The 21282-nt window shown below is 60.3% G+C and carries 21 protein-coding genes and 2 pseudogenes; 9 read left to right on the top strand and 14 right to left on the bottom strand.

What is annotated here, in order from left to right:
- The 5 genes from AC3WQN_RS18220 to AC3WQN_RS18200 form a co-directional block, all read right to left on the bottom strand.
- A complete protein-coding gene (locus tag AC3WQN_RS18220; RefSeq protein ID WP_103401690.1) occupies positions 1-1248 on the bottom strand; it encodes a c-type cytochrome in 1248 nt (415 codons plus the stop codon).
- A gap of 2 nt (positions 1249-1250) precedes the next feature.
- The gene (locus tag AC3WQN_RS18215; RefSeq protein WP_095143511.1) at positions 1251-1790 is read right to left on the bottom strand and encodes a (2Fe-2S)-binding protein; all 540 of its coding nucleotides are present in this window, start codon (positions 1788-1790) and stop codon (positions 1251-1253) included.
- Positions 1783-4614 (bottom strand): xanthine dehydrogenase family protein molybdopterin-binding subunit, encoded by a 2832-nt coding sequence (locus AC3WQN_RS18210; RefSeq protein WP_103401689.1) that lies wholly within the window; start codon positions 4612-4614, stop codon positions 1783-1785. The genes AC3WQN_RS18215 and AC3WQN_RS18210 overlap by 8 nt, the downstream gene beginning before the upstream one ends.
- A 245-nt stretch (positions 4615-4859) precedes the next feature.
- On the bottom strand, positions 4860-5090 hold the full coding sequence (locus AC3WQN_RS18205) for a hypothetical protein (protein ID WP_103401688.1): 231 nt from the start codon (positions 5088-5090) through the stop codon (positions 4860-4862).
- Between the two features lie 248 nt (positions 5091-5338).
- Positions 5339-5581 carry a DUF1652 domain-containing protein gene (locus AC3WQN_RS18200; protein ID WP_103401687.1) on the bottom strand — a complete coding sequence of 81 codons (243 nt, stop codon included), beginning with the start codon at positions 5579-5581 and terminating at the stop codon, positions 5339-5341.
- A gap of 272 nt (positions 5582-5853) precedes the next feature.
- Here AC3WQN_RS18200 and AC3WQN_RS18195 point away from each other — a divergent pair, with 272 nt between their 5' ends.
- Positions 5854-6606 carry a carbonic anhydrase gene (locus tag AC3WQN_RS18195; RefSeq protein ID WP_103401686.1) on the top strand — a complete coding sequence of 251 codons (753 nt, stop codon included), beginning with the start codon at positions 5854-5856 and terminating at the stop codon, positions 6604-6606.
- A gap of 31 nt (positions 6607-6637) precedes the next feature.
- Here AC3WQN_RS18195 and AC3WQN_RS18190 read toward each other — a convergent pair whose 3' ends face one another.
- Positions 6638-6874: a hypothetical protein gene (locus tag AC3WQN_RS18190; protein WP_103401685.1), complete on the bottom strand. Its 237-nt coding sequence runs from the start codon at positions 6872-6874 to the stop codon at positions 6638-6640.
- A gap of 691 nt (positions 6875-7565) precedes the next feature.
- Positions 7566-8618, bottom strand: a complete 1053-nt coding sequence (locus tag AC3WQN_RS18185; RefSeq protein ID WP_103401684.1) for a GGDEF domain-containing protein — start codon at positions 8616-8618, stop codon at positions 7566-7568.
- 185 nt (positions 8619-8803) lie between these two features.
- On the opposite strand from AC3WQN_RS18185, the gene AC3WQN_RS18180 reads away from it, so the two are divergent.
- Positions 8804-8995, top strand: coding sequence for a hypothetical protein (locus tag AC3WQN_RS18180; RefSeq protein WP_103401683.1), 192 nt, complete (start codon positions 8804-8806; stop codon positions 8993-8995).
- Positions 8996-9085: 90 nt separating this feature from the next.
- Entirely contained in the window at positions 9086-9478 is a 393-nt protein-coding gene (locus tag AC3WQN_RS18175; protein ID WP_103401682.1) for a hypothetical protein, read from the top strand.
- Between the two features lie 216 nt (positions 9479-9694).
- On the opposite strand, the gene AC3WQN_RS18170 is transcribed toward AC3WQN_RS18175, so the two are convergent.
- Together AC3WQN_RS18170 and AC3WQN_RS18165 are read right to left on the bottom strand one after the other, a co-directional pair.
- Positions 9695-10873, bottom strand: a complete 1179-nt coding sequence (locus tag AC3WQN_RS18170; protein ID WP_103401681.1) for a cystathionine gamma-synthase — start codon at positions 10871-10873, stop codon at positions 9695-9697.
- Entirely contained in the window at positions 10870-12246 is a 1377-nt protein-coding gene (locus AC3WQN_RS18165) for a pyridoxal-phosphate dependent enzyme (protein ID WP_103401680.1), read from the bottom strand. Before AC3WQN_RS18165 ends, AC3WQN_RS18170 begins: the two co-directional genes overlap by 4 nt.
- A gap of 478 nt (positions 12247-12724) precedes the next feature.
- Here AC3WQN_RS18165 and AC3WQN_RS18160 point away from each other — a divergent pair, with 478 nt between their 5' ends.
- Entirely contained in the window at positions 12725-13075 is a 351-nt protein-coding gene (locus tag AC3WQN_RS18160; RefSeq protein WP_103401679.1) for a hypothetical protein, read from the top strand.
- Positions 13076-13270: 195 nt separating this feature from the next.
- Here AC3WQN_RS18160 and AC3WQN_RS18155 read toward each other — a convergent pair whose 3' ends face one another.
- Positions 13271-14311, bottom strand: a complete 1041-nt coding sequence (locus tag AC3WQN_RS18155; RefSeq protein ID WP_103401678.1) for a sterol desaturase family protein — start codon at positions 14309-14311, stop codon at positions 13271-13273.
- A 215-nt stretch (positions 14312-14526) separates the two neighbouring features.
- On the opposite strand from AC3WQN_RS18155, the gene AC3WQN_RS18150 reads away from it, so the two are divergent.
- Positions 14527-14844 (top strand): DUF2388 domain-containing protein, encoded by a 318-nt coding sequence (locus tag AC3WQN_RS18150; RefSeq protein WP_103401677.1) that lies wholly within the window; start codon positions 14527-14529, stop codon positions 14842-14844.
- 151 nt (positions 14845-14995) lie between these two features.
- Here AC3WQN_RS18150 and AC3WQN_RS18145 read toward each other — a convergent pair whose 3' ends face one another.
- Positions 14996-15511 carry a hypothetical protein gene (locus AC3WQN_RS18145; protein WP_492589244.1) on the bottom strand — a complete coding sequence of 172 codons (516 nt, stop codon included), beginning with the start codon at positions 15509-15511 and terminating at the stop codon, positions 14996-14998.
- A 165-nt stretch (positions 15512-15676) separates the two neighbouring features.
- Positions 15677-16147: an anti-virulence regulator CigR family protein gene (locus tag AC3WQN_RS18140; protein ID WP_103402381.1), complete on the bottom strand. Its 471-nt coding sequence runs from the start codon at positions 16145-16147 to the stop codon at positions 15677-15679.
- 437 nt (positions 16148-16584) lie between these two features.
- On the opposite strand from AC3WQN_RS18140, the gene sorA reads away from it, so the two are divergent.
- The 3 genes from sorA (at position 16585) to AC3WQN_RS18125 (ending at position 20332) form a co-directional block, all read left to right on the top strand.
- Positions 16585-17826, top strand: a complete 1242-nt coding sequence (sorA, locus tag AC3WQN_RS18135; protein WP_103402382.1) for a SorA family sulfite dehydrogenase catalytic subunit — start codon at positions 16585-16587, stop codon at positions 17824-17826.
- Positions 17827-17836: 10 nt separating this feature from the next.
- Positions 17837-18460, top strand: coding sequence for a SorB family sulfite dehydrogenase c-type cytochrome subunit (sorB, locus tag AC3WQN_RS18130; protein WP_103402383.1), 624 nt, complete (start codon positions 17837-17839; stop codon positions 18458-18460).
- Positions 18461-19399: 939 nt separating this feature from the next.
- Entirely contained in the window at positions 19400-20332 is a 933-nt protein-coding gene (locus tag AC3WQN_RS18125; protein ID WP_103402384.1) for a universal stress protein, read from the top strand.
- Positions 20333-20507: 175 nt separating this feature from the next.
- Here the strand turns inward: AC3WQN_RS18125 and AC3WQN_RS18120 are convergent.
- Positions 20508-20633, bottom strand: a pseudogene (locus AC3WQN_RS18120) (lysis protein); the annotation flags it as partial.
- 215 nt (positions 20634-20848) lie between these two features.
- On the opposite strand from AC3WQN_RS18120, the pseudogene AC3WQN_RS18115 reads away from it, so the two are divergent.
- Positions 20849-21072 (top strand): annotated as a pseudogene (locus tag AC3WQN_RS18115) (hypothetical protein).
- On the opposite strand, the gene AC3WQN_RS18110 reads toward AC3WQN_RS18115, so the two are convergent.
- Positions 20968-21282 (bottom strand): hypothetical protein (locus tag AC3WQN_RS18110; RefSeq protein ID WP_492606949.1); only part of this gene is annotated, 315 nt, incomplete at its 5' end. The pseudogene AC3WQN_RS18115 and the gene AC3WQN_RS18110 overlap by 105 nt on opposite strands.

Raw genomic sequence — 21282 nt, 5'->3', positions numbered from 1 at the left:
TCAGTGCGCCTTGTGCTCTGGCGGAGCCTCAGCCTTGAGTTGCTCGATCTGGCTGATCACCAGGTCTGCCGGTTGACCGCCCCAGGCCTGACGCAGGTAGTTGATCAGATCGGTGGTCTGTTGCACGCTCAACTTGTCGACAAAACCCGGCATCGGCTGCATGCGCTCGAAACCCGAGAACTGCTGCTCGCCAATCCCGTCGTCGATGACGCGCAACAGGTTGCGCGGGTCTTCCAGGCGCAGGGTGGTGTTGCCCTGCATGGCCACGGCGATGTGCGGCTTGCCTTCGCCCTCGACACCGTGGCAACCGGCGCAGACGTTCAGGTAGCTTTGACGGCCGCGCTGGGCGCTTTCGGTCATCTTGTCCAATGCCACCGTGGTCAGCACCTTGGCCTGGGGAGGCTGGTCGCCCAGCAGGAAGGTGGCCATGGCCGCCAGGTCCGGATCACTGAGGTTCTGGGTGCTGTTGTGGAACACCGGGAACATCTCGTTGAACATCGTGCCCTGGGCGCTCATGCCATGCTTGAGGAACGAGCTCAGGTCCTGATGGGTCCAGCCACGGGCCGCCAGGTCATTGGCCAGCAGGCTGGGCGCCAAGTAGCCATTGAGCAGGCCGCCGGTCATGCGTTTGTCCTGCTGCATGGCGCCAGGCAAGCCACGCGGCGTGTGGCATTCACCACAGTGACCGAGCACATCGACCATGTACTGCCCGCGCTTGAACGCCTCGCTTTTACCTTCAGTCGACTCAAGCTTCACGTCCTTGCCGTAGAGCATGTTCCAGCCGGTCAGGCCCAGACGCACGTTGAACGGGAAACTCAGGCTGGTGACCGGTGCGGCACGGTTGATCGGCTCGAAAGTCTGCAGATAAGCATGAATCGCATCGGAGTCGGCACGGGGCATCAAGTGATACGAGGTGTACGGCATCGCCGGGTACAGGTTGGCGCCATCACGACGCTTGCCTTCCGTCAGCGCGGCGAAGAACTCGTCATCGCTGTACAGGCCGATGCCGTGCTCCTTGTCCGGGGTGATGTTGGTGCCGTAGATGGTGCCGAACGGCGACACGATGGGCAGGCCACCGGCATAGGGTGCGCCACCGGGCGCGGTGTGGCAGGCCATGCAATCGGCTGCCCGCGCCAGGTATTCACCCTGCTTGATCTGCTGCTGATCGGCCGCCTGGGCCTGCTGGATCGCCATCAGCGAAACCGCAAGACCCACGGCGGTACCCAGGCCGGAAAGTAGTCGCTTCATGCTTAACCCTCCTTGACCAGGCCGAGATCGGTCAGCACGTTGCGCGTGGCGCTGTAGTAACGCACGTACCCGGTGCAGCGGCAGATATGGTGACCGAGGCTGTCCTCGATCACCGCTTCCAGCTGGCTCTTCTTGATCGGCTGGCGCTGCAGTTTTTCCACCAGCACGGTCGCCGCGTTGACGAAACCTGGTGCGCAGTAGCTGCACTGGAAGGCGAACTCGTCGACAAAGCGTTGCTGAATCGGGTTCAGTTCGGTGACCTTGCCCGCTTCATCGCGGCTCGCGTGGCCCTCGATGGTGCGGATTTTCTTGCCTTCGAAGTAGTGGGCGCCGGTGATGCAGGTGCGCACTTCCTCGCTGGTGCCGTCGGGGTTGTCGACGATCACCACACAGGCGTGACAGATGCCCTGGCCACAGCCCAGGCGTGAACCGGTGAGGTTACGGTATTCGTGCAGGTAGTCGATCATCGGCAGATCTTCAGGGACCTCGACGGGACCGACGGTTTGACCATTGAGGGTCATTTGAAGCGGACGGTTAGCCATTGAGGGCCTCCTTGATGCGCGCTGGAGTGATAGGCAGGTCACGGACACGTTTGCCGATAGCGTGAGCCACGGCGTTGGCGATAGCGCCCACCACCGGAATCATCACCACCTCGGCAATGCCCTTGGACGGGTCGCTTGGCGACAGGGGCGGGAGAATCTCCGACGTCTGCGTCCAGACCGCGACATCCTTGGCCATGGGCAAGCGATAGCGGTTGAAGTTCCAGTCACCCTCCCCCGGCCCGCCTTCGTACAGCGGCATCTCTTCCAGCAACGCGTGGCCGATGCCCATGGCGACCCCGCCTTCGATCTGGCCCTTGACCAGCTCAGGCACCAGCACCCGGCCACATTCGAGCCAGGAATGGTGGTTGAGGACGCGCACCTCGCCCGACCCCTTGTTCACTTTCAGTTCCACCAAAGTGGCAACGGGGCTGTAGTAGGTCACGGCCGCGTTGTTCAACTGCGTCGCCGGATACGCGACGTTCTGCCGGTCCAGCAGGTGGAAGCCGGCGCTGGTCATCTGCGCCAGCTTGGCCTTCGGCGCACCGGTACCGTATTTCACGGCCAGGGCATCCAGCGGCAGGCGCTCGCGCACGCCGTTGATGCTGAACTCGGCCTCGGCCCAACTCCAGCGATTGAAGCCGTGCACGGTCGCACCGGTCACCAGGCCACGCTCGTGGGCATGCTTGGCCAGCACGGCGAACGGCAGCGGTTCCATGCCATTGGCGGTCAGCTTGCCATCGACCCAGTGGGCGTCTTCACGACGGACCACATAAGGGTTGGCCTGGCCGCCGAACGGGCCCTGGCGCCAGATTTCCATGGCCGCCGGCCACAGGCCGTGGTTGAACAGCACGCGGGCCGCTTCACGGGTGGCGTGGCTGAAGTAGTAAGCCGAGTTGGTGGCCGAGGACGCCGAGGCGATCTTGCCGACCCAGCGCGGGTTGCGCAGCACAGTGTCCTGCTCGGCCTGACTCATGATGTAGGGGTTGCCGCTGCTGGTCAGCTGCAACTCTTTCCACTCGGTCTCACCGGTCTTCACTTCACTGGCCGGGTTGCCGAGGAAGTCGGCGACCACCAGGGCCTGGGACGTGGACATGCCGGTGCCGATCTCGATACCGATATGGCGCAGGGTGACATGACCTTCAGCGGTGAACTCGACGCTGGCCATCGGCGCTTCGGAGCCTGTGCCGAAGTCTTTCTGGCAGATGGCGAAACCCACCCCGTACCAGTTATCCGGGTCCTTGGCGTCTTCCTGCTTTTTCAGCGCGTGACGGTTTTTCCAGAGCTCATTGCCCGCCGCCTTTTCGAGAATCTCGTTCAGGCGCAAGGCACCGGCCGGCACCGCGCCCTGGGTGTTTTTCATCCCCGACAGCAGCACGTTTTTCTTGCGCAGGTCGATGGCATCGATTCCCAGGCGATCGGCAATTTCATCCACCATCATCTCGGTGGCCGCCATGCTTTGCAGGGTGCCATAACCACGCATGGAACCGGCCTCGACAGCACGGGAGTGATACGCGGTGACCTGCAGGTCGTTCTGCGGCATGTAGTAGATCGACTGCGCGGCGGTGGCGCCCACGGCGGCCACCGACGGGCTGTAGTTGATCCGGCCACCGCCGTCGACGGTCATGTCGGCACGGAAGATCTTGAAGCTGTGATCCTTTTTGTCCACCGCCAACTGGTAGCGGATGTCGAACGGGTGACGCTTGATGCCGCTCTGGAACTGCTCGTAGCGATCGTTGGCCAGGCGTACCGGCACACCGGCGCCGTACAACGCCGCCAGGGCTGCGTAGTAGACAAAGATGTTGTGGTCCTTGGAGCCGTAACCGACGGTGTAGCCCGGGTGCATGTTCAGCGTGCTCAGGCCGAAACGCGACGGTGCGATCATCTTCGCCGTTTCACTCGCAGTCTCCAGTGGGCACTGGGTGGCCACCACGAAATGCAGGGTCTTGGTCGCCGGGTCGTACCAGCCGTTGCCGTTGTCCGGCTCCAGCGCGGCCGGCTCGATGGACGGCGTCTTGTAGCGCTCGTCAAACACCATCCAGCCTTCCGGTGGGGTTTCCAACTGCTGCTTCATGCGGTCGGCATAAAACAGGCCGCGCTCGGTCAGGTTGCCATGCAGATTGGGTTGGGCGTTCCAGACCGGACGCCGCTCGCGAATCATCGGGAACAGGATCGAGTCTTTCAGGCTGGCGAATTCGTCTTCATCGGCCGAGGTCGCCCCGCCCACGCGCACGTAGCGGAAACTGCCGTAGGGGTCACGGGTATACAGAGGAGCCTGGGCGCCGTAACGGATGGCCTTGTCGTTGAACTTGAGCGTGTTCTTGGCCTGGCGGTAACGTTCGAAATCGTTCCAGATCAGGATCGCCACCGGGTGGCCGATGAACATCGGTACCTGGCCGGGCGGCAGCAGCGGATCGGGGGCGTGTTCTTCCGGAAATACGATGCCGTCCTTGTCCAGGTCCTGCGCAGTGACGATGCGGTCAGGCTGCAATTCGGCGCCCAGCAACGACAGGTCGAAACCTTCGTAGATGCGGTCGGCACGAATAGTCTTGAGCAGCATCGCGTGGCCTTGCTGTTGCGGCCAGCCCGGCATGTCCTTGGCGCGGATGTCGCGGGCAAATACCTTGCTGCCGCACACCTTGGACAGTGAGTCATTGCGCATGCGTGCCTTGCCGTTGTTGCCAAGCCATTGCTCGGACGGGACGGTCACGCTGTTTTCCATCAGGGCGGCCAATGCCTGGGTGCTGAGCGGAGTCAGCGTCACGCTGACGCCAGCGATCAATCCGCCCTGCAGGAAGGAGCGCCGGGATATATCACGGTTGGACATGGATCATCCTCTGGACGGCTATGAAATCCGTCCATGTCATTATGGTGTTCTGGGAAATCTCAGGTCATACAGAAACCCTTCCTGACGATGCGAAGGGCTGACAAGCTGAAAAAAGTTGACCTGATGGTTAACTTTATCGAATTTGTCCGGCCTCGGCAAAAGTAATAGTAGTTCGAAGGTGATTTTCTGCGGGCGCGGGCGGGCCCGCGATGGCGTCGAGGGTGACTACTGCCGACCGCCCGGACCTACTTGAGGCTGATTTTGTGCGCCTTGACCTCACCGGCGAAACTGCCCAATCGCGCGTCGGTGCGCTCGAACAACTCGCACATCCGCAGCAACGCCTGGGCGTCAACCGAATTGCCGGACTCGTTGAGTCGCGCGGCAATGGCTTTCATCTCCACGGCGGACCAGCGCAACTCGGACGCAATGTCCTGGAGATCCTGCCGCAGTTCCTGCTCGGGTTTATTGAGTGACATGGCGATTGCCTCCCATTCAGAATGCCGAAAGTGCCACTCCCTTGATAACGCCGCCACTCGCAGGATGCAACCGTCGGCACCAGGTGCCTGACAAACGCCGTGCGGGCAGACTACAGCCGGGACAGCAGACAGGGCTGAAACCCAGGTTCAAGAGAATATAGACAACCCTGCCCCACGCCGGAGCGGGTGCTCAGGGTCGAACGGTTCGAGAAATGGCGCGGCGGTGAAGTGCTTGTGGCCTGCACGACTCAACCGGCAAAGGCTCTACGCCCCGCTCTCAATTCGGTTCGCAACTCACCCACGAAGTTGGAGACATCGCGAACACTGGTCAGGCGTGCCGTCGACACCCCGGTGAGCAGGAGTTCGATACGCCCGGATCGGGGTTCAAAGACGGTGATCTTCAACGCCCCGTCGGAATTGGCGGTGCAGGTGCAAGAGAGCGGGTGAAAGCCTGACTCCAGGATGTGACGAAGCTCGCTGAGAGAAAGCATGAGATGGCTCCACAGGTCCGTTTATGGGGTTCTGACTCACTCAGACAGCGTAGCCGAAGCTGACACAGGCGAAAGAATTAAACGCAAAGTGATAGCGGCATCGCATTTTTTGAGCGGGTTCTGCCTCACCACATCGCCGTTGATCGCCCAATCGCCGGGGCGCAATGCTAACCCGGCAAACCCTCTAGACTTGCACATGGCGGTACCCGGGGCTCAGGGCAGTACTTGCCCCTGTGCCAGTCATTCTTCCCCATGAACCGAGTCCATATGCCATGTGCCCATCCCCTGAATCAACGCCTGGCCCCAACACCCACGATCGCCGCCATTTTCTGAGGCTCGCAGGTCTGGGCGCAGGTGCCCTGCTGCTGGCCGGCGCCCTCCCCGCCAGGCTGGCCAAGGGCGCAGAAGAAAACGTCGCGCCACCCAAGCCGCAAAACGCCCTCAGCCCCGACCAGGCCCTGCAACGCCTGATGGAAGGTAACGAGCGATACATTCGCGGTGCCTCCACCACCCACGACTTCAAGGCGGAGCGCGAAGCCCTGGTGTCCGGCCAGAACCCGTTCGTTGCAGTCCTGAGTTGCGCAGATTCGCGCATCGCCCCCGAATACGCATTCGATACGGCCCGCGGCGATCTGTTTGCCGTTCGGGTCGCCGGCAACTTTGTCACCGACGAAGGACTGGCCAGCCTTGAGTACTCGGTACTGGCGCTGGGCGCGCCGTTGATTCTGGTGTTGGGCCACGAGAGTTGCGGGGCCATGATCGCCGGGATCAAAACCGCCAAAGACCACACGGTATACCCCGGCAAGATTCAGACACTGACACTCGCCCTCCAGCCCACGATCAACAAAGTCCTGAAAGAACCGGGCGACCTGCTGCACAACGCAACCGTGCAAAACGTCAAGGACTCGGTCGACCAACTGAAAAGCACATCGGCCGTGCTCGGTGACGCCCTCGCCAGTGGCAAGTTGAAAATCGTGGGCGGGATCTACCGCTTGGCGAGCGGCAAGGTTGACCTGATCGCCTGAGCGAAAAATCGTAATCCGCACGTTTGAGCGATCAAGCGTGCGCCTGGATCCGGTAATCCTTGAACAGCTCTTCCTTGATGATCATCACGGCATCGTCGTAGTAACGCTCGCCACGGGCCTCGCTGAGGGGCACCGACCTGATGCTCATGGCACCCTCGCGCGGGGTGTGTTCACAGGTGAGAAAAAACTCCGCCGTGTGCGGGTTGAACTCCAGGTAATAGAACAACTCCCGACCGTCCCGATTCCAGTAACCAATTTCTCTGCGCATCTGCCGCCACCGCCTCATTGTCCAGTGGGGGCATTCTAACGGGCACAATTCATCCCGCCCCATGCAATAAGCGATGGCGTGTCGGATTTTGGAGGTTGCGGGAGAAAAAGTGATCAATGAGCCCTATGCACGGTTGCGCGAGCAGTTGGCCAGAGGCGCAGCAATTGACCCAGAGGGCGGCATCAGACTCATTGATCGTTGCCCAGCTCAATGTTGGGCGGTTCCATTTAAGCAAATGGAGATGCAGTGCACGTTGTGACTCAACCCGCTTCATGCTGATTGAATGCCGTGCACTTTCTTTTTTAGCATTGCCCTGCCGAGGGGTCTAATAACGTTTTGTGTCGCCCTTATGGCCTGGGGAAATAACCGGGCGGCGATGGACACTGAACGCCGACAGCAGAAAACCTGCAGGCCCAGGGGTCAAATTGCGGGCAAAAAAAAGCCCAAGTAGCTGATGGAAACTTGGGGCTTAAAAATGCATAAACCGTGGTGGTGAACGCAGGACGATAATACCTAACCCATTGACTTGTAACAAGATATTTACAGGTTAATTTTATACCGTTTATCCGCTAAGCCCTTAAATAACCACACTTTTTTCGCGCCATACCGCTCATCGACACTGAGCCTCTGAAGGAAAATCCGTGGATACCGCGCGACGATTTTCAGCGGCTCGCCTGCAGGCTTGCGAGGGTCACGTCGAGGCCGACCGATGGACCTGGTTTCGGCCATTGCGTTTAGCCTGGCACAGCGCGTCGTCGGCGCGCGTCAGCAAGCTCTCAAGGGTGTCATCCGGTTTGGCGAGGGCGACACCGAAGGACGCCGTGACCCTGTCCAGCACCTGGTCGGTACCGCGCGCCTTGATCCGCAAGGCCTGCACCTTCAGGCGCAGTTGCTCGGCAAAATCCCCGGCGTTATCGAGGTCTCTGCATGCGTGCAACATGACGCAGAACTCTTCACCGCCATAGCGCGCCACCGTGACATTCGGGCTGATTGCATTGCGCAGCACCTCGCCGACATGCTGGAGCACCCGGTCGCCCAACGGGTGGCCGTACTGGTCGTTGAACTGCTTGAAGTGATCGATATCCAGCATGATCAATGCCACACCCGCCTGACCGGCGCCCAACGCCTGCTCCAGTAAACGGGTGAACGTCGTTCGGTTGAGCACCTGGGTCAAGCCATCGAGAGTCGCGGCCAACTGGGCGCGCTCAAGCTTGTCGCGCAGGCTCTTGATCTCGTTTTGCGCCGAGTGCAACTGGGAAAGGAACAACTCTTGCTGGCCTTGCATCAGCCGGGTGCTCTGCTGCAGTTCACTCAGAAGGGTTGGCAAGCGTTCGCCAGTCGGCTCCTCCAGCATGTCCAGGCAATGCCCGAGGCGGTCCTGGAAGTGCTGGCTGCCTCTGACGCTTCGCGAGATGTCGCGCTCCATGCCGTCCACCAGGTTGATCGCCTGCTGCTGGCCGCTGCGAGCGTCCTCCAGTTCATCGCGGATGATGTACTCACGAAACAGCCGGGCAGCAGACTCTGCCGGGACCCCCTCGAAGTCCCTGACCATCCTGTCCAGGTGACGATTGAGCTCTGGCTCCCGGCCTTTGCTGTAGGTGTACCAGAGCGCGTAATGCACCGGATTGGGTGGAATGTTGTGACGCACCATCAAGGGCACGGCCTGCTTGAGCAGCGCCGCTGCTTCGCGGGAATCCTCGGGATACAGCGCTAAGGCAGTCGCACGCGTCTCTGGTTGGCTCATAACGTCACTGTGGTTGATTATTGTTAACGAATGAAAACCCACAGAGCATAACCACAGGCCGGACAAACGGCCATCCCGACATAATGCCCCGGCGCGCACAGTTCATCGGATACCCCTGAAGCGCGCTTGCGGTGGCGGCTTATTGCCTCTATTGCTTAACATCCGCCAGGCAAGAGGACAGGGAAATGATCCCCCGATTCGTTGTGGTTCCTGCGATCCCCATCAAGACCGCATCCGGCCGTAGAGGTATTCGGCTACACACCGGGCTGGCCCCGATGGGTTTCAACCTCTACGACAATCAGGACAAACAGCGGATGAAAGCCCACTATGGGACCCGCCTGGAAGCCCAGGCCGAATGCGAAAAGCTCAATATCTGAGGCCTGAATCCCACGCCTGTCGCCCGGTCATTGACTCGCCCTTTTTTGGGGCGTGAAATGTCCACGAGGTCGATATCAGGAGGTGTCCACATGGCTAACATCCAGATTCTGGCCGGTGATTTTCTTTATGGTGTCGGGACCTGCGGACCGGGTGTACTCAACGTCGAGACCGCGCTCTATCCCTGGCCGGGCCTCAACGTCCCGGTGACGGACATCAAGGATTTCACCCTGTTGAACCAGGCCCCGCAATCACTCACGCAGAACCCTGCCGGCATGGGCCTGGCCGCGACCCTGGCGCTGGCGCCCCTCTGCGCCGTCACCGACACCGCCTTGAGCCACGATGAGGCTCAGGTGACGTTCTGGGTTGAACTCAAGGATGGCAGGAAACTGCTGTGCCTGACGGATGCCGACACCTATAAGCACCTGGAGGTCAGCACAGGTCGGCACGCATCCTTGAACATTTTTTCTGCCTTATCGGGCTAACCCCTGTTACCCCGAAACCGCAGGTTTATCCGGAACCCGCCAAGGGAGATGAAACCGAATTTGTAGGAGCAGCCGGTCGACGTTCGAGTGCTCGCGATGAACTCAAGAACAACGCGATTACTCAGAAAACACGTGTAATCGTTAACGTCCATCGCGAGCGCGCTCGCTCCTACAGAACGCATTACCAAGGCTTCTGGATTGTTCATGGCGACGGGCTCAGATCCGCGCCAGCGCCTGGGCCAGGTCGGCGCGCAGGTCTTCGACCGCCTCCACCCCCACGGACAAACGCACCAGCGCATCGCCGATGCCGAGTTGCGCGCGGGTCTGCGCCGGGATGCTGGCGTGGGTCATGATCGCCGGGTGCTCGATCAGGCTTTCCACCCCGCCCAGGCTCTCGGCCAGGGCAAAGATCCGCACCGCCTCGAGGAAGCGCCTGGCACCGGCCAGGTCGCTGTTCAGGTCCAGGGAAATCATTCCGCCGAACCCGCGCATTTGCCGCCGCGCCAACTCGTGCTGCGGGTGCGAGGGCAGGCCCGGGTAATAGACCCGCGCGACCTGCGGCTGACGCTCCAGCCATTGCGCCAGTTCCAGCGCGTTGCTGCAATGGCGCTCCATGCGCAGTGCCAGGGTCTTCACCCCGCGCAAGGTCAGAAACGCATCGAACGGCCCGGCGATCGCACCCACCGCGTTCTGCAGGAAACCCAGGCGCTCGGCCAGTTCGGCGTTCTGCCCGACCACCGCAATGCCGCCAATCACGTCGGAGTGACCGTTCAGGTACTTGGTGGTCGAGTGCAGCACGATATCGAAACCCAACTCCAGTGGCCGCTGTATCCACGGACTGGCAAAGGTGTTGTCGGCCACACAGAGAATGCCTCGCTCGCGACACAGGCGCGCAACCGCGGCCAGGTCGGTGAGGCTCAGCAAGGGATTGCTCGGTGTCTCGACCCAGACCATCCGCGTGTCTGGCTGCAGCGACGCTTCGAAGGTCGCCAGGTCCGTCAGGTCGACGAAGCTGAAGCGATGGCCAGCGCTGCGTTGGCGCACCCGCTCGAACAGTCGGAACGTACCGCCGTACAGGTCGTTGCCGGAGACCACATGCGCACCGGCGTCGAGCAGTTCGAGTACGGTGGCGATGGCCGCCAGCCCGGAGGCGAAAGCGAAGGCCCGGGTCCCGCCTTCCAGGTCCGCGACACAGCGCTCCAGCGCCCAGCGCGTGGGGTTGTGCGAGCGCCCGTAGTCGAGCCCCTTGTGCACACCGGGGCTCTGTTGCGCATAGGTGGAGTTGGCGTAGATCGGCGGCATCAGCGCCCCGGTGGAAGGGTCCGGCACCTGCCCGGCATGGATCACCCGGGTGGCAAAGTCACGTGGCGCGACGGTTTCATCGTGCTGGCTCATGCAAGGGATCTCCGCAAGTGGTTGAGCATGTCGACCCGGGTAATCAGGCCGTGAAAGCCCGAGGCGTCCTGGATGATCGCCACCAGCCCACGGTCGAGTTCCGCCTCCAGTTCCGCCAGACTGGCACCCGGCGGCAGGGTTTCCACCTTGTCGGTCATGGCGCTGGCCACGGGCATCCGAAAGTGCGACGCGTCCTGGTGCACGCCCAGCAGAATGTCGGACTCGTCGATCACCCCGACCAGCCGCTGCCCGTCCACCAGCACCGGCAGTTGTGAAACATCCGCCAGGCGCATGCGCTGGAAAGCGGTGAGCAAGGTGTCGTCCGGGCCTACGCTGATCACCCGGTCATCCTCGAAACGGCGCGCAATCAGGTCGCGCAGGTCGCCGTAATGCTTGCGCTGCAACAGGCCCTGGTCGTTCATCCACTGGTCGTTGTAGACCTTGGACAGGTAGCGGGTGCCGGTGTCGCAGACGAAACTGACCACACGCTTGGGCTCGGTCTGCTCGCGGCAATAACGCAGTGCCGCCGCCAGCAAGGTGCCGGTCGAGGAGCCGCCGAGAATGCCTTCGGCGCGCAGCAGTTGGCGGGCATGATCGAAGCTTTCCTCGTCGCTGATCGAATAGGCCTGGCGCACACTGGAAAGGTCGGCAATCGATGGAATGAAGTCTTCGCCGATGCCCTCCACGGCCCAGGAACCGGGCGTGCCGAGGGTGCCGCTGCGGCTGTATTCGGCGACCACCGAGCCCAGTGGATCGGCCAGCACCATCGCCAGGTTCGGCTGCACGCGGCGAAAGAAGCGGGTCAGCCCGGTCAGCGTGCCGGCCGATCCGACACCGACAACGATGGCATCCACGTCATGCTGGGTCTGCGCCCAGATCTCGGGCGCGGTGCTGCACTCGTGGGCCAGCGGGTTGGCCGGATTATTGAACTGATCGGCGAAGAAGGCATCGGGGATCTCCTGCGCCAACCGCCCGGCGACATCCTGATAGTAATCGGGGTGGCCCTTGCCGACATCGGACCGCGTGATGTGCACCTCGGCGCCCATCGCCTTGAGGTGCAAGACCTTCTCGGTGGACATCTTGTCCGGCACCACCAACACCACCCGGTAGCCCTTGGCGCGCCCCACCAGGGCCAGGCCCAGGCCGGTATTGCCGGCGGTGGCCTCGACAATGGTGCCGCCAGGACGCAAGCGGCCGTCGCGCTCGGCGGCATCGATCATCGCCAGGCCGATGCGGTCCTTGATCGAGCCACCGGGGTTCTGTGATTCGAGTTTGAGGAACAGCGTGCACGGGCCGGTATCGAAGCGACTGATACGCACCAGCGGCGTATTGCCGATCAGTTCGAGCACGGCGGGACGGGAATTGTTCGGCATGTCATCACCTCTCTGCGGCAACCCGCACTGGATGGACAGCAACCTGCTGCGAGTCGTCACGCGACGCTCGCAGCTCAAGCATCGCTTGGAACATAGGCCGGGATTGCCTCACCCGCAACCGCTCGCAGCCAGCCGGTAGCGCCGGCGCGTGAATGACAACCCACCAAAGGGCTGATTGAACGCTGCCTGCGTGGCGAGGGCGCTTGCTTGCGCTGGGCCGGACTGGTGCTCCAGCGCGAAGCGTGCCCTGACAGGTCTATTGCACACTTACGGATAAAATCCGGGGACCGGTTTCGGGGCTGCGGCGCAGCCCAGCGCGAGCAAGCTCGCTCGCCACGGGCATGTGTTCGGTGCCCCTCTCCTTGCGTTATTCGGCCATGGCAAGACCAACGGAGCTGCAGCTCATCGCCATGACGTTGACGCCCATCGTCCATAGGTACGAAATGATGAGTCAACACGACTGCCAGAGGACGAAAAAATGGCAACGATCAGCGTACTTGCTGGCGACTTCCTGCCAGGAGACGCCAACTATCAATCAGGCGTCTTTACCCTGCAATCGCTCCTCGGTCGTCCCGTCAGGATCCCCGTCGCGTCGTTTGAAACTCTTGAAGCCGCCTGTGTGGAATCGGTGAAGAACACCCGGGATGCCATCGGTCTTGGAATCGCCGGAGCGGTGCTGCTGGGTCCGATAGGCGCGGTGGCCGGGTACCTGATAGCGGGCGAAGAGACAGAAGTCACGGTCATCGCAACGCTCAAGGACGGTAAGAAGCTGTTGGCGGTGTTGAAGGACGATACTTTTCAGGAGATCACCGCTCGCATGCCCGATTGAGCCCTCCGGGCCTTTACAGCGAACACCCTTTTAGCAATTCCATGACGTCCTTTTCACGAATTGATCACACCCTGGGGCGCAGAGTCTTCCCACTCCTTTGAAAAGCTCCCTTTTAGTCCGCGAACGCGGACTTTTTTATGCGCCCGTGAAAGCCTGGCGGCGCAGGCAGGATTCCCGGCCCAACACCGTCGCCCACTACACAGAGGGTGTTTCTGAGGCGCCGGGTGCACGCACCCTGGGGCGTTTGGCCAGGAACAGCCTGCGGGCCGTGTCCACAAAGGGCGTGACGATCAGGCTGTAGACCGTCAGGTACCGCTCGTGATCCTGCGCCCCGGTACCGAACCGGACCGGCTCGGGTGCCGAGGTGGTGACATAGAGTGTGCCGAACATCCAGTCCCAGAGTGACAGGTTGGTACCGAAGTTCTTGTTGAAGTGCTGGCGCGCATCGCTGTGGTGAATCTGGTGCTGGGCCGGGCTGTTGAGCACGTGCTCGATGACAGGACCGAACGAAAGCCAGACATGGCTGTGGCGCAGGTTGGCCGCCAGGCCATTGAGGATCAACACCAGGTAGGTGACGCCGAACAAAGTATAGCGGCCGATGACGCCGCCACAGGCGTACCAGAAGATACCGGCATAGGCGCCAAGGACAACCGCAGTGCTCAGCTTTTCGACAATCTTTTCAACGAAGTGCACCCGGCTTGCCGTCGCAGGCACCAGAACGGGGGCCGAATGGTGGACCTTGTGGAACGCCCACAACCACCGGCAATGAAACGCCCGATGGGCCCAGTAATGGATGAAGTCCTTGAGCAGAAACACCCCCAGCCCATAGAGCAGGGATAACCCGAGGTGCTCCCCCACCTGCGTCCGCGCCCCCCAAAGGCGGGTGAAAAAGCCGATATAGTCCCCGGAGCGCAGGATGTAGGGGTCAACCAGACCGACGATGGGCAGCACCAGCGCGACTTTCAGGATCGCCCGCACGAAGTAGTACCGGTAATCGAGCAAGGCCGAACGATGGAAATGCACGCGACGGCCGCCGATGAACTGCACGAACGAGCGCGCGTCGGTCAGCCCTCGCCGCTTGCGGTACAGGAACAGGCTGTAGGCGATGGCATAGGACGTGAAGAGGAACGCCAGACCGAGGCGGCCATTGAGATCGAACAGGCCGAGAAACTGCTCGGTGACCGGCTCAAGCACCCACCGGCTCAAGTAGTCATGCAATAAAACGAGAACATCCACCCAAGTCCGCCCCCATCAAAGGAACGGCATTGTAAATCATTTCGTATTGGCACGGTGGCCTACAGCCAGTGACCTGAGTGCCTGGGAAACCTGGGGCCTCACCCTTCAACCCTGTCCAGTCTCAAGCCGCTTTCATGGGGGAACTCCCGGCGGACACCGCGCCTCATAAAAGTAAGGCTAGCCCCTTCAGGCTACGTGATTTGGGAGAACACACCATGCGTTCCTTACTGCTCATTCCTGCGCTTTTGCTTTGCCTGCCCGTGGGCTCGGCCATGGCCGATGTGGACGCGAGCGATGTCGCGACCTCTGCCGGGGTTTCCGCGTCGCTGTACTCAACGTTCAAGGACGACAAGATCGTGACGCCCGCCCGCGATGACCTTTCCAGCTTCGTCGCCAGTGGCGGTGCCATTCGGGGGGTTTATCTGGAGTCGGTGCTCAGGCAGATTCGCCAGGATCATCCAGGCCTCAAGGCCAGCGATGAAGACCTGGCCAGGGCGCTGCTCATACGGAATGAACAACCGGCCGGCGAGTAGCGTCACGACACCTTTGCAGAGGACTGAAAAGGTGTCGCGCAGACTCGCTGAAGAACGTCAGGCGAGATCCGGGTGACCTGCCCGCGCCTTCCTGCCGGATTGACTGCACAGGCCTGGCTCCCGAGAGAGCGGCTTGCTCAGTCCTTTACGCTCAATGGGACTTCTTTGAAACCGATGGCTTTGAATCCGACGGCCCGGCATTACTCAAGCCTTTGGTGTTGTGATCGCCCGGAGTCGTCGCCGAGATCGCCGTGGCTTTGGCGACGCCGCGCGTATCCCTGGACTGGGCAATGCCTGAAGTCGTGCTGCCATGGCCGCTATCATCATTGCGATCACTGCCATAGTGGTTGCCGCTGAGACCGTGGTCGCGAGTAGCCTTGCCGGCATGATCGCTGCTCAGTCCTTTACCGTGGCCATTGCTGCTGGAACCATCGGCATGACCCGAACCGCTGTGACCGCCACCCGTACCGCCACCGTGACCACCGCCGTGGCCGCCACCGTTTCCGCCACCGTGGCCACCACCACCACCACCACCACCACCACCACCACCACCTTCCTTCGCGTAGGCGGAGTTCATGATGGACAGGTCAGCAGGGAGTAACGGGGCGGCTGCAAGCATCAGGGCGCATGACATTACAGCAACGAGACTCTTGTTTTTTAAAAGCATGATAGCTTCCGTGAGGGTTGTTATGGCGTTAGGTATGACGCCTGAAGCCCCCGACAGTTCAAGTCTCGCGACAGACGGAAGGCCGTGTGCCCTGAGTCAGACAGGCACACCGCCCCATGAGACTTCAACAACGCGCATGCTGGATGCGCCTTGTCAGCCAGTCCGTCAATCGAAGGCGCCGTTGAGCACTTCATAAATGAGCCCGGTTGCGAGCGCGACCAGTATCAGGTCGGTCCCTGCTTGCTGCCATTCGTAGCCATCGTAGTGAGGCAGCCTGCCGATCAACCGACCATCCAGTTTCTTGGCGATCCCCGGCGGTAGAGGTTTGCCTCGCGCCAGGTTCTTTTGAATGCCGGGCGGCAAGGAAGCCCCGGGGCTCCAGTAGTCCTGATAGCCCCCAATAATGCCAAGCACGGCGCCGCGATTGATGCTCGGGCCATTATCCCAATCGCCGCCGTCTGAGTTTTTGCCTTTGTTGCCATGGCCTCCCTGGTTGTCATAGTCCTGGCTGTATTGCGGATTGCCCTTGCCATTCCCTTGCCCCTTCCCGTTTCCCGGGTCGGCTGATGCTGTGGCTGAGCCGCAGGCCAACGCAAGGCATGTAACCGCTGTAATCAACGAGCGAGATCTGAACATATCCGTCCTCTCAGAAAGGGAGTACTCCCTGGAATGTAGACGCCATGGCCGGTGTTAGTTCCATGACCGGCCCCATTGTCGCATCCGTACACAGTGGCAGGCACCCGCCTGGCAATCAATTGTGACCGAGCGACCACATCCAGGCGCTCAATACACAGAGAAGTACGAAGGCGAGCGCGCTCGGCCACAGGTGCATGAGGTTGAAATCCGATTCATTGAGCTGATCCATTCGCGACATGCAGGTGTCATCAAATGCAAAGTCATTGACGTTCAATGAAAAGCCGTCGGCTTGCGCATGACAATACTGGCTTGTTCACCAAAGCCGAACAGTCAAGCGAAACTCCATCTGCACATTAAACCTGATGCCTCTCCATCCCGACGGGGGCTTTCAGTGACAGCTCAGCAAAACAATCATAAAAAGCTAAGGAGAGCCAAGAATGAAGTTCAATTTTGTAGAAACCAGCCAGCCGAACCGCCGGCGCGTGCTACGTGATGCCTTGGTCCTGGCGTTGACGGCTTCTGCGCTGGCCCGCGTCGCCAAGGCCGGAGACGAAACCGCTGAAGAAATCACCTTTGCCGCCGGTCCGCGACCCTTGGTGCAATACCCGCAAAAACGGCCGTTGACCCTGGTGACCACCCGCCCGCCACACCTTGAGACCCCGTTCCCCATCTTCAACGAAGGGCCTATCACGCCAAATGATGCCTTTTTTGTGCGCTACCACCTGGCCAATTTCCCGACCAGCATTGATCCGGACAGTTACCGCTTGACGATCAAGGGCTCGGTCAACACACCGCTGTCACTTTCCCTCGCGGAACTCAAGGCCCTGGCCGAACCGGTAGAGGTGGTGGCCGTCAATCAGTGCTCCGGCAACAGCCGTGGGTTCTCGATGCCGCGCGTGTTCGGCGCGCAATTGGGCAATGGCTCAATGGGCAATGCCCGCTGGGTGGGCGTCCCGCTCAAGGCGGTGCTGGAAAAGGCGGGTGTGAAAGCCGACGCCAGGCAAGTGACGTTCCGTGGGCTCGACAAGCCAGTACTGCCGAGCACACCGGAGTACATCAAGGCGCTGGACATCAGCCATGCCATGGACGGTGAACCCATGATCGCCTGGTCGATGAACGGCACCGACCTGCCCTTCCTCAACGGCTACCCAATACGCCTGGTCGTGCCAGGCTACTTCGGCACCTATTGGATCAAGCATCTGAGTGAGATCGAAGTCGTCGACCACACCTACGACGGCTTCTTCATGGCTAAAGGCTACCGCGTCCCAGACAACGATTGCCTCTGCATCGCCCCCGGCACGACAGCAGCACAAACGCGGCCGATTTCCAGGTTGCCGGTACGCAGCTTCATCACCAGCGTCAAACACGGCGATGTGTTGCCACTGAAAAAGAGCGTGGAGCTAAAGGGTATTGCATTTGATGGCGGTGTCGGGATCAACAAGGTGGAAGTCTCGATCGACAGCGGAAACAGTTGGCGCGAAGCCCGGCTCGGAGAGGATCTTGGGCGCTACTCTTTTCGCCAGTGGACGCTGCCCATCACCTTTGCCCGCAAGGGCGCCACACAGCTGATGGTACGGGCCAGCAACAGTGCGGGCGAGACACAACCGTTGCAAGCCGACTGGAACCCCGGTGGCTACCGCCGCCACGTCGTAGAAACCAGCCACGTGATCGTCGCCTGAGGAGCCTTGTATGAAACCCATGACCACCCTGCTGTGCGCGGCTCAGGTTTGTTTGGCGACCTTGGTGAACGCAGCGCCACTCGCCATCACGTTGCCGCCCGAAACGGCGGTACTCAACCCCAGTGCACTGCCCGGATACCCACTGGCGCAGCACAAGTGCTCCACTTGCCATTCTGCCGATTACATCAACTTCCAGCCTCCCGGCATGAGCCTGGCGCAATGGACCGCAGAAGCCAGAAAGATGCAGCAGGTGTACGGTGCTCCCATCAGCGACCAGGAGGTGAACATCATCGGTGCCTACCTTGCGGTGACCTACGGCAGTGTCCGGGCGGGCGATGCCGATGTGCAGGCTGTCTCAAGCCCGGTGGCACCCGTCGCCAAAGTCGACGACGCCATGGCATTGCTCCAGGGCAATGCCTGCCTGTCTTGCCACGCCATCGATCACAAAGTCGTAGGCCCGGCCTACCACGAGGTGGCGGCCAAATACGCCAACGATCCGCAGGCGCTGGCCAAGATAATGTCCAGTATTCAAAACGGTGGAACCGGCAAATGGGGAAGCATCCCGATGCCGCCTTTTGCGCAGTTAAGCCCGGACGAGCTGAAAACCCTGGCGACGTTCGTGCTGCATCAGTGATATCGACACTGTATTGATCGCGGATTCCAGGTTCGCTGCGCCTTGTGCACAGGGCCGCGAACCTGGCTGGACGTGCAGGGAGCATCTGCGGGGACGGCGGCGCCGGAGTGATGCCCACTCCGGTCGCCTGGCCTTCCATGGCAAGACAATCAATAGATCTCGTGACAGATGCACTCAGGAATCGCTCGCGACAAGTCTGCTTGAATTATCCGGCATACTTGCCATCGCAAAAGCGAATTTGCTTCAGGTGTCTCGATCAGCGGGCAAGGTGTTACTTCATCAGATCGAATAAGGTTTGTTTAGAGTTTACTTAGGTAAAAATCAACTAACTCAGTCGAATAACCACCTAAACATCAAGCAGAATAACCATCATACTTAGCCATTGAGTTGTGCGAGCAAAAATGCTCGCCGGAGAGCAACTCGATTCGATCATCACTACAGGATCTGGGTATCCACGTGGGGTGTAGTACTTGTGCGGGCGGATAGGCGTAGGTATGCGAGGCATTGAAGGCGGCAGATGCTATCGCGTTTCCTGTGTCATTAGCGCAATTAACAAGAAATAACGTGATTCCTCCAGCACCAACAAGTGTACCTACAGCGTTACAACTAGCGTCAAGTGTACCGGCCGCGTTACAACTTACCCTGCATCACTATAGATGCAATGGAACAACGGCGCCAGTGCTGGAGATTCATATTGCGTAGTTGCATAAGCGATCAGCAGCAGTTTCATAATCATCCATACCCGCTCGATTTAAGCATCACGATCAGACTGAGCGGGCGAGATTGGATTTTAGCTGTCGCGTGCAGGGTATTGGCAAATGAACTTCCGGTTAACAGGTAGGCAAGGGTTGGCCAGTACGCGTACATCCGGCCGAAAGGATATAGGCCAAGAGTGCCCGCCATCCACATGAACGCTGTACTCAGCACAGGAACACGCTCATGCACACCATTCGCAACACGTTGGTGGTGGTGGATCCGCAACAGTCCAGGGATCAGATCCTGAACAGAGCCAAAATGATTGCCGGCGCTACCCGGTCGCACCTGCATCTGCTGGCCTGCGACAAGGGAAACCACCATGACTCCTACCTGAACGACATTCAAGGCGAATTGGTCCAGGAGGGTTACAGCGTCAGTGCCCAGCAAGCCTGGCACGGGAGTTCACACAAGACCATCATCGCCGCCCAACAGGCGGAGGGCTGTGGCCTGGTGATCAAGCAGCACCTGCCCCACACATCACTGATGAAGGCCCTCCTCACCCCCGAGGACTGGAAGCTGCTGCGATACTGCCCCAGCCCGGTGCTGATAGTAAAAACCGCAAGACCCTGGACCGGTGGCAACATTCTCGCGGCCATTGATGCCGGTAACAGTGACGTGGAGCATCGCGTCCTGCATTCCGGCATCGTCAGCCACGGCTACGACATCGCCACATTGGCGGGCGGCACTCTGCACATGATGAGCGCCCACCCCTACCCCCTGTTCTCGGCAGCCAACCCCGTACTCCAACTCAAGGAGAGCATTCAGGCTCTTTATCGCGAACTATGCAAGACGTTCCAGGCCGAATTCGACATCAGCGACGAACGCCTGCATATCGAGGAAGGCTCAGCCGATGTGCTGATCCCATACATCGCGCACAAGCTCGAAGCGGCGCTCACAGTGATCGGTAGCGTGGCCCGTACCGGACTGTCCGGCGCATTGATCGGCAACACTGCCGAAATGATTCTGGACACCCTGGACAGCGACGTACTGGTGCTCAAGCCGGACGACATCATCACCCACCTGGAAGAGCTGGCCGCCCCACCACCGAGCCCATCGGCCGATACTGCGACAACTTCTTGGCCGTATCACCACCACAACCATCGACCACGTACTTAGGAGCGAATAAGACCTGCCGCTCCTCCAGTCAGCGCCAGGAAGAAGGCAAGGCCGGCCCGCACCGGAGTCTGCTAACAAACACGTCTAAAGGACGAATCGCGTGCGTTTCGTTGGTGCTGGTGATCGTTGACGTTGACGTTGACGTTGACGTTGAGTCGACTGCAGTCATTCAACTTCAGCGCGAAACCTCACGCCCATAGGCCTGACAAGCAGTCAACGCGATCAGTCCTTGGTCACCGTCGCTGGTGATACTGATAATTCGTTGAGCATGCGCCGAGTCGAGTCGGGCGCGTGCGGCTCCACCTGGGACATACCACAATCGGCATGACAGAGCAGCACATCAGATCGCGCAAGGGGATGAGGGTCACACCGGCAAAGTGACCGATTGCGGAACACTTCAAAAATTGCGGAAAGTTTTTCCTGTCAATTCCTCAATCACACACCCTCACACTACAACCTGCAGCAGGTATCTGTAGTGGGTAATGTCGCTGCTATGCTTGGATTTTCTCGAAAGAAATCGAAGCAACGCCAAACAACTATTCGCTACCTGATGTCCTAGAAAAATGTACGAGAACCAGCTCGCCCTCGAAGCCGCTCTCATGGAGCTGACATTATTGGCAGAGCAGCAAGGCTCGTTAGAGGTTGGTGTCAATGTGCGTGGGGCGCTTCACGCGCTTGGTGAAAACGCAGGCCATATCAAGCAGGGGCTTGCTAGGTTGAAGGGAGGAAGCTCGACATAGCGCAACACTGTTGAGCCATGGAGGATCAGTATTCAGGCTGGCCACCGCCCCGTAACGATGCCCAATGCAAACTGGTTCGATAGGCAGCTTTTTGCCATGACTGGCTTCAGCTACCCCAAGCCTGGGGATATTATGTAGTGGTCTAATGAAACCGGACACCCATTTAGGCGAGAATGCTCGCCAGATCGAGGTGTCAGATGACCAAACAAC

The organism is Pseudomonas sp. FW300-N1A1, assembly GCF_058789115.1.
The sequence above is the reverse complement of the archived record's forward strand: the minus strand, read 5'-3'. Positions and strand labels throughout refer to the sequence as shown.

What these genes read in the sequence shown, in the direction of transcription:
- AC3WQN_RS18220 (WP_103401690.1), bottom strand. Translation starts at nt 1,248, where the DNA reads ATGAAGCGACTACTTTCCGGCCTGGGTACCGCCGTGGGTCTTGCGGTT.
- AC3WQN_RS18215 (WP_095143511.1), bottom strand. Translation starts at nt 1,790, where the DNA reads ATGGCTAACCGTCCGCTTCAAATGACCCTCAATGGTCAAACCGTCGGT.
- AC3WQN_RS18210 (WP_103401689.1), bottom strand. Translation starts at nt 4,614, where the DNA reads ATGTCCAACCGTGATATATCCCGGCGCTCCTTCCTGCAGGGCGGATTG.
- AC3WQN_RS18205 (WP_103401688.1), bottom strand. Translation starts at nt 5,090, where the DNA reads ATGTCACTCAATAAACCCGAGCAGGAACTGCGGCAGGATCTCCAGGAC.
- AC3WQN_RS18200 (WP_103401687.1), bottom strand. Translation starts at nt 5,581, where the DNA reads ATGCTTTCTCTCAGCGAGCTTCGTCACATCCTGGAGTCAGGCTTTCAC.
- AC3WQN_RS18195 (WP_103401686.1), top strand. Translation starts at nt 5,854, where the DNA reads ATGTGCCCATCCCCTGAATCAACGCCTGGCCCCAACACCCACGATCGC.
- AC3WQN_RS18190 (WP_103401685.1), bottom strand. Translation starts at nt 6,874, where the DNA reads ATGCGCAGAGAAATTGGTTACTGGAATCGGGACGGTCGGGAGTTGTTC.
- AC3WQN_RS18185 (WP_103401684.1), bottom strand. Translation starts at nt 8,618, where the DNA reads ATGAGCCAACCAGAGACGCGTGCGACTGCCTTAGCGCTGTATCCCGAG.
- AC3WQN_RS18180 (WP_103401683.1), top strand. Translation starts at nt 8,804, where the DNA reads ATGATCCCCCGATTCGTTGTGGTTCCTGCGATCCCCATCAAGACCGCA.
- AC3WQN_RS18175 (WP_103401682.1), top strand. Translation starts at nt 9,086, where the DNA reads ATGGCTAACATCCAGATTCTGGCCGGTGATTTTCTTTATGGTGTCGGG.
- AC3WQN_RS18170 (WP_103401681.1), bottom strand. Translation starts at nt 10,873, where the DNA reads ATGAGCCAGCACGATGAAACCGTCGCGCCACGTGACTTTGCCACCCGG.
- AC3WQN_RS18165 (WP_103401680.1), bottom strand. Translation starts at nt 12,246, where the DNA reads ATGCCGAACAATTCCCGTCCCGCCGTGCTCGAACTGATCGGCAATACG.
- AC3WQN_RS18160 (WP_103401679.1), top strand. Translation starts at nt 12,725, where the DNA reads ATGGCAACGATCAGCGTACTTGCTGGCGACTTCCTGCCAGGAGACGCC.
- AC3WQN_RS18150 (WP_103401677.1), top strand. Translation starts at nt 14,527, where the DNA reads ATGCGTTCCTTACTGCTCATTCCTGCGCTTTTGCTTTGCCTGCCCGTG.
- AC3WQN_RS18145 (WP_492589244.1), bottom strand. Translation starts at nt 15,511, where the DNA reads ATGCTTTTAAAAAACAAGAGTCTCGTTGCTGTAATGTCATGCGCCCTG.
- AC3WQN_RS18140 (WP_103402381.1), bottom strand. Translation starts at nt 16,147, where the DNA reads ATGTTCAGATCTCGCTCGTTGATTACAGCGGTTACATGCCTTGCGTTG.
- sorA (WP_103402382.1), top strand. Translation starts at nt 16,585, where the DNA reads ATGAAGTTCAATTTTGTAGAAACCAGCCAGCCGAACCGCCGGCGCGTG.
- sorB (WP_103402383.1), top strand. Translation starts at nt 17,837, where the DNA reads ATGAAACCCATGACCACCCTGCTGTGCGCGGCTCAGGTTTGTTTGGCG.
- AC3WQN_RS18125 (WP_103402384.1), top strand. Translation starts at nt 19,400, where the DNA reads ATGCACACCATTCGCAACACGTTGGTGGTGGTGGATCCGCAACAGTCC.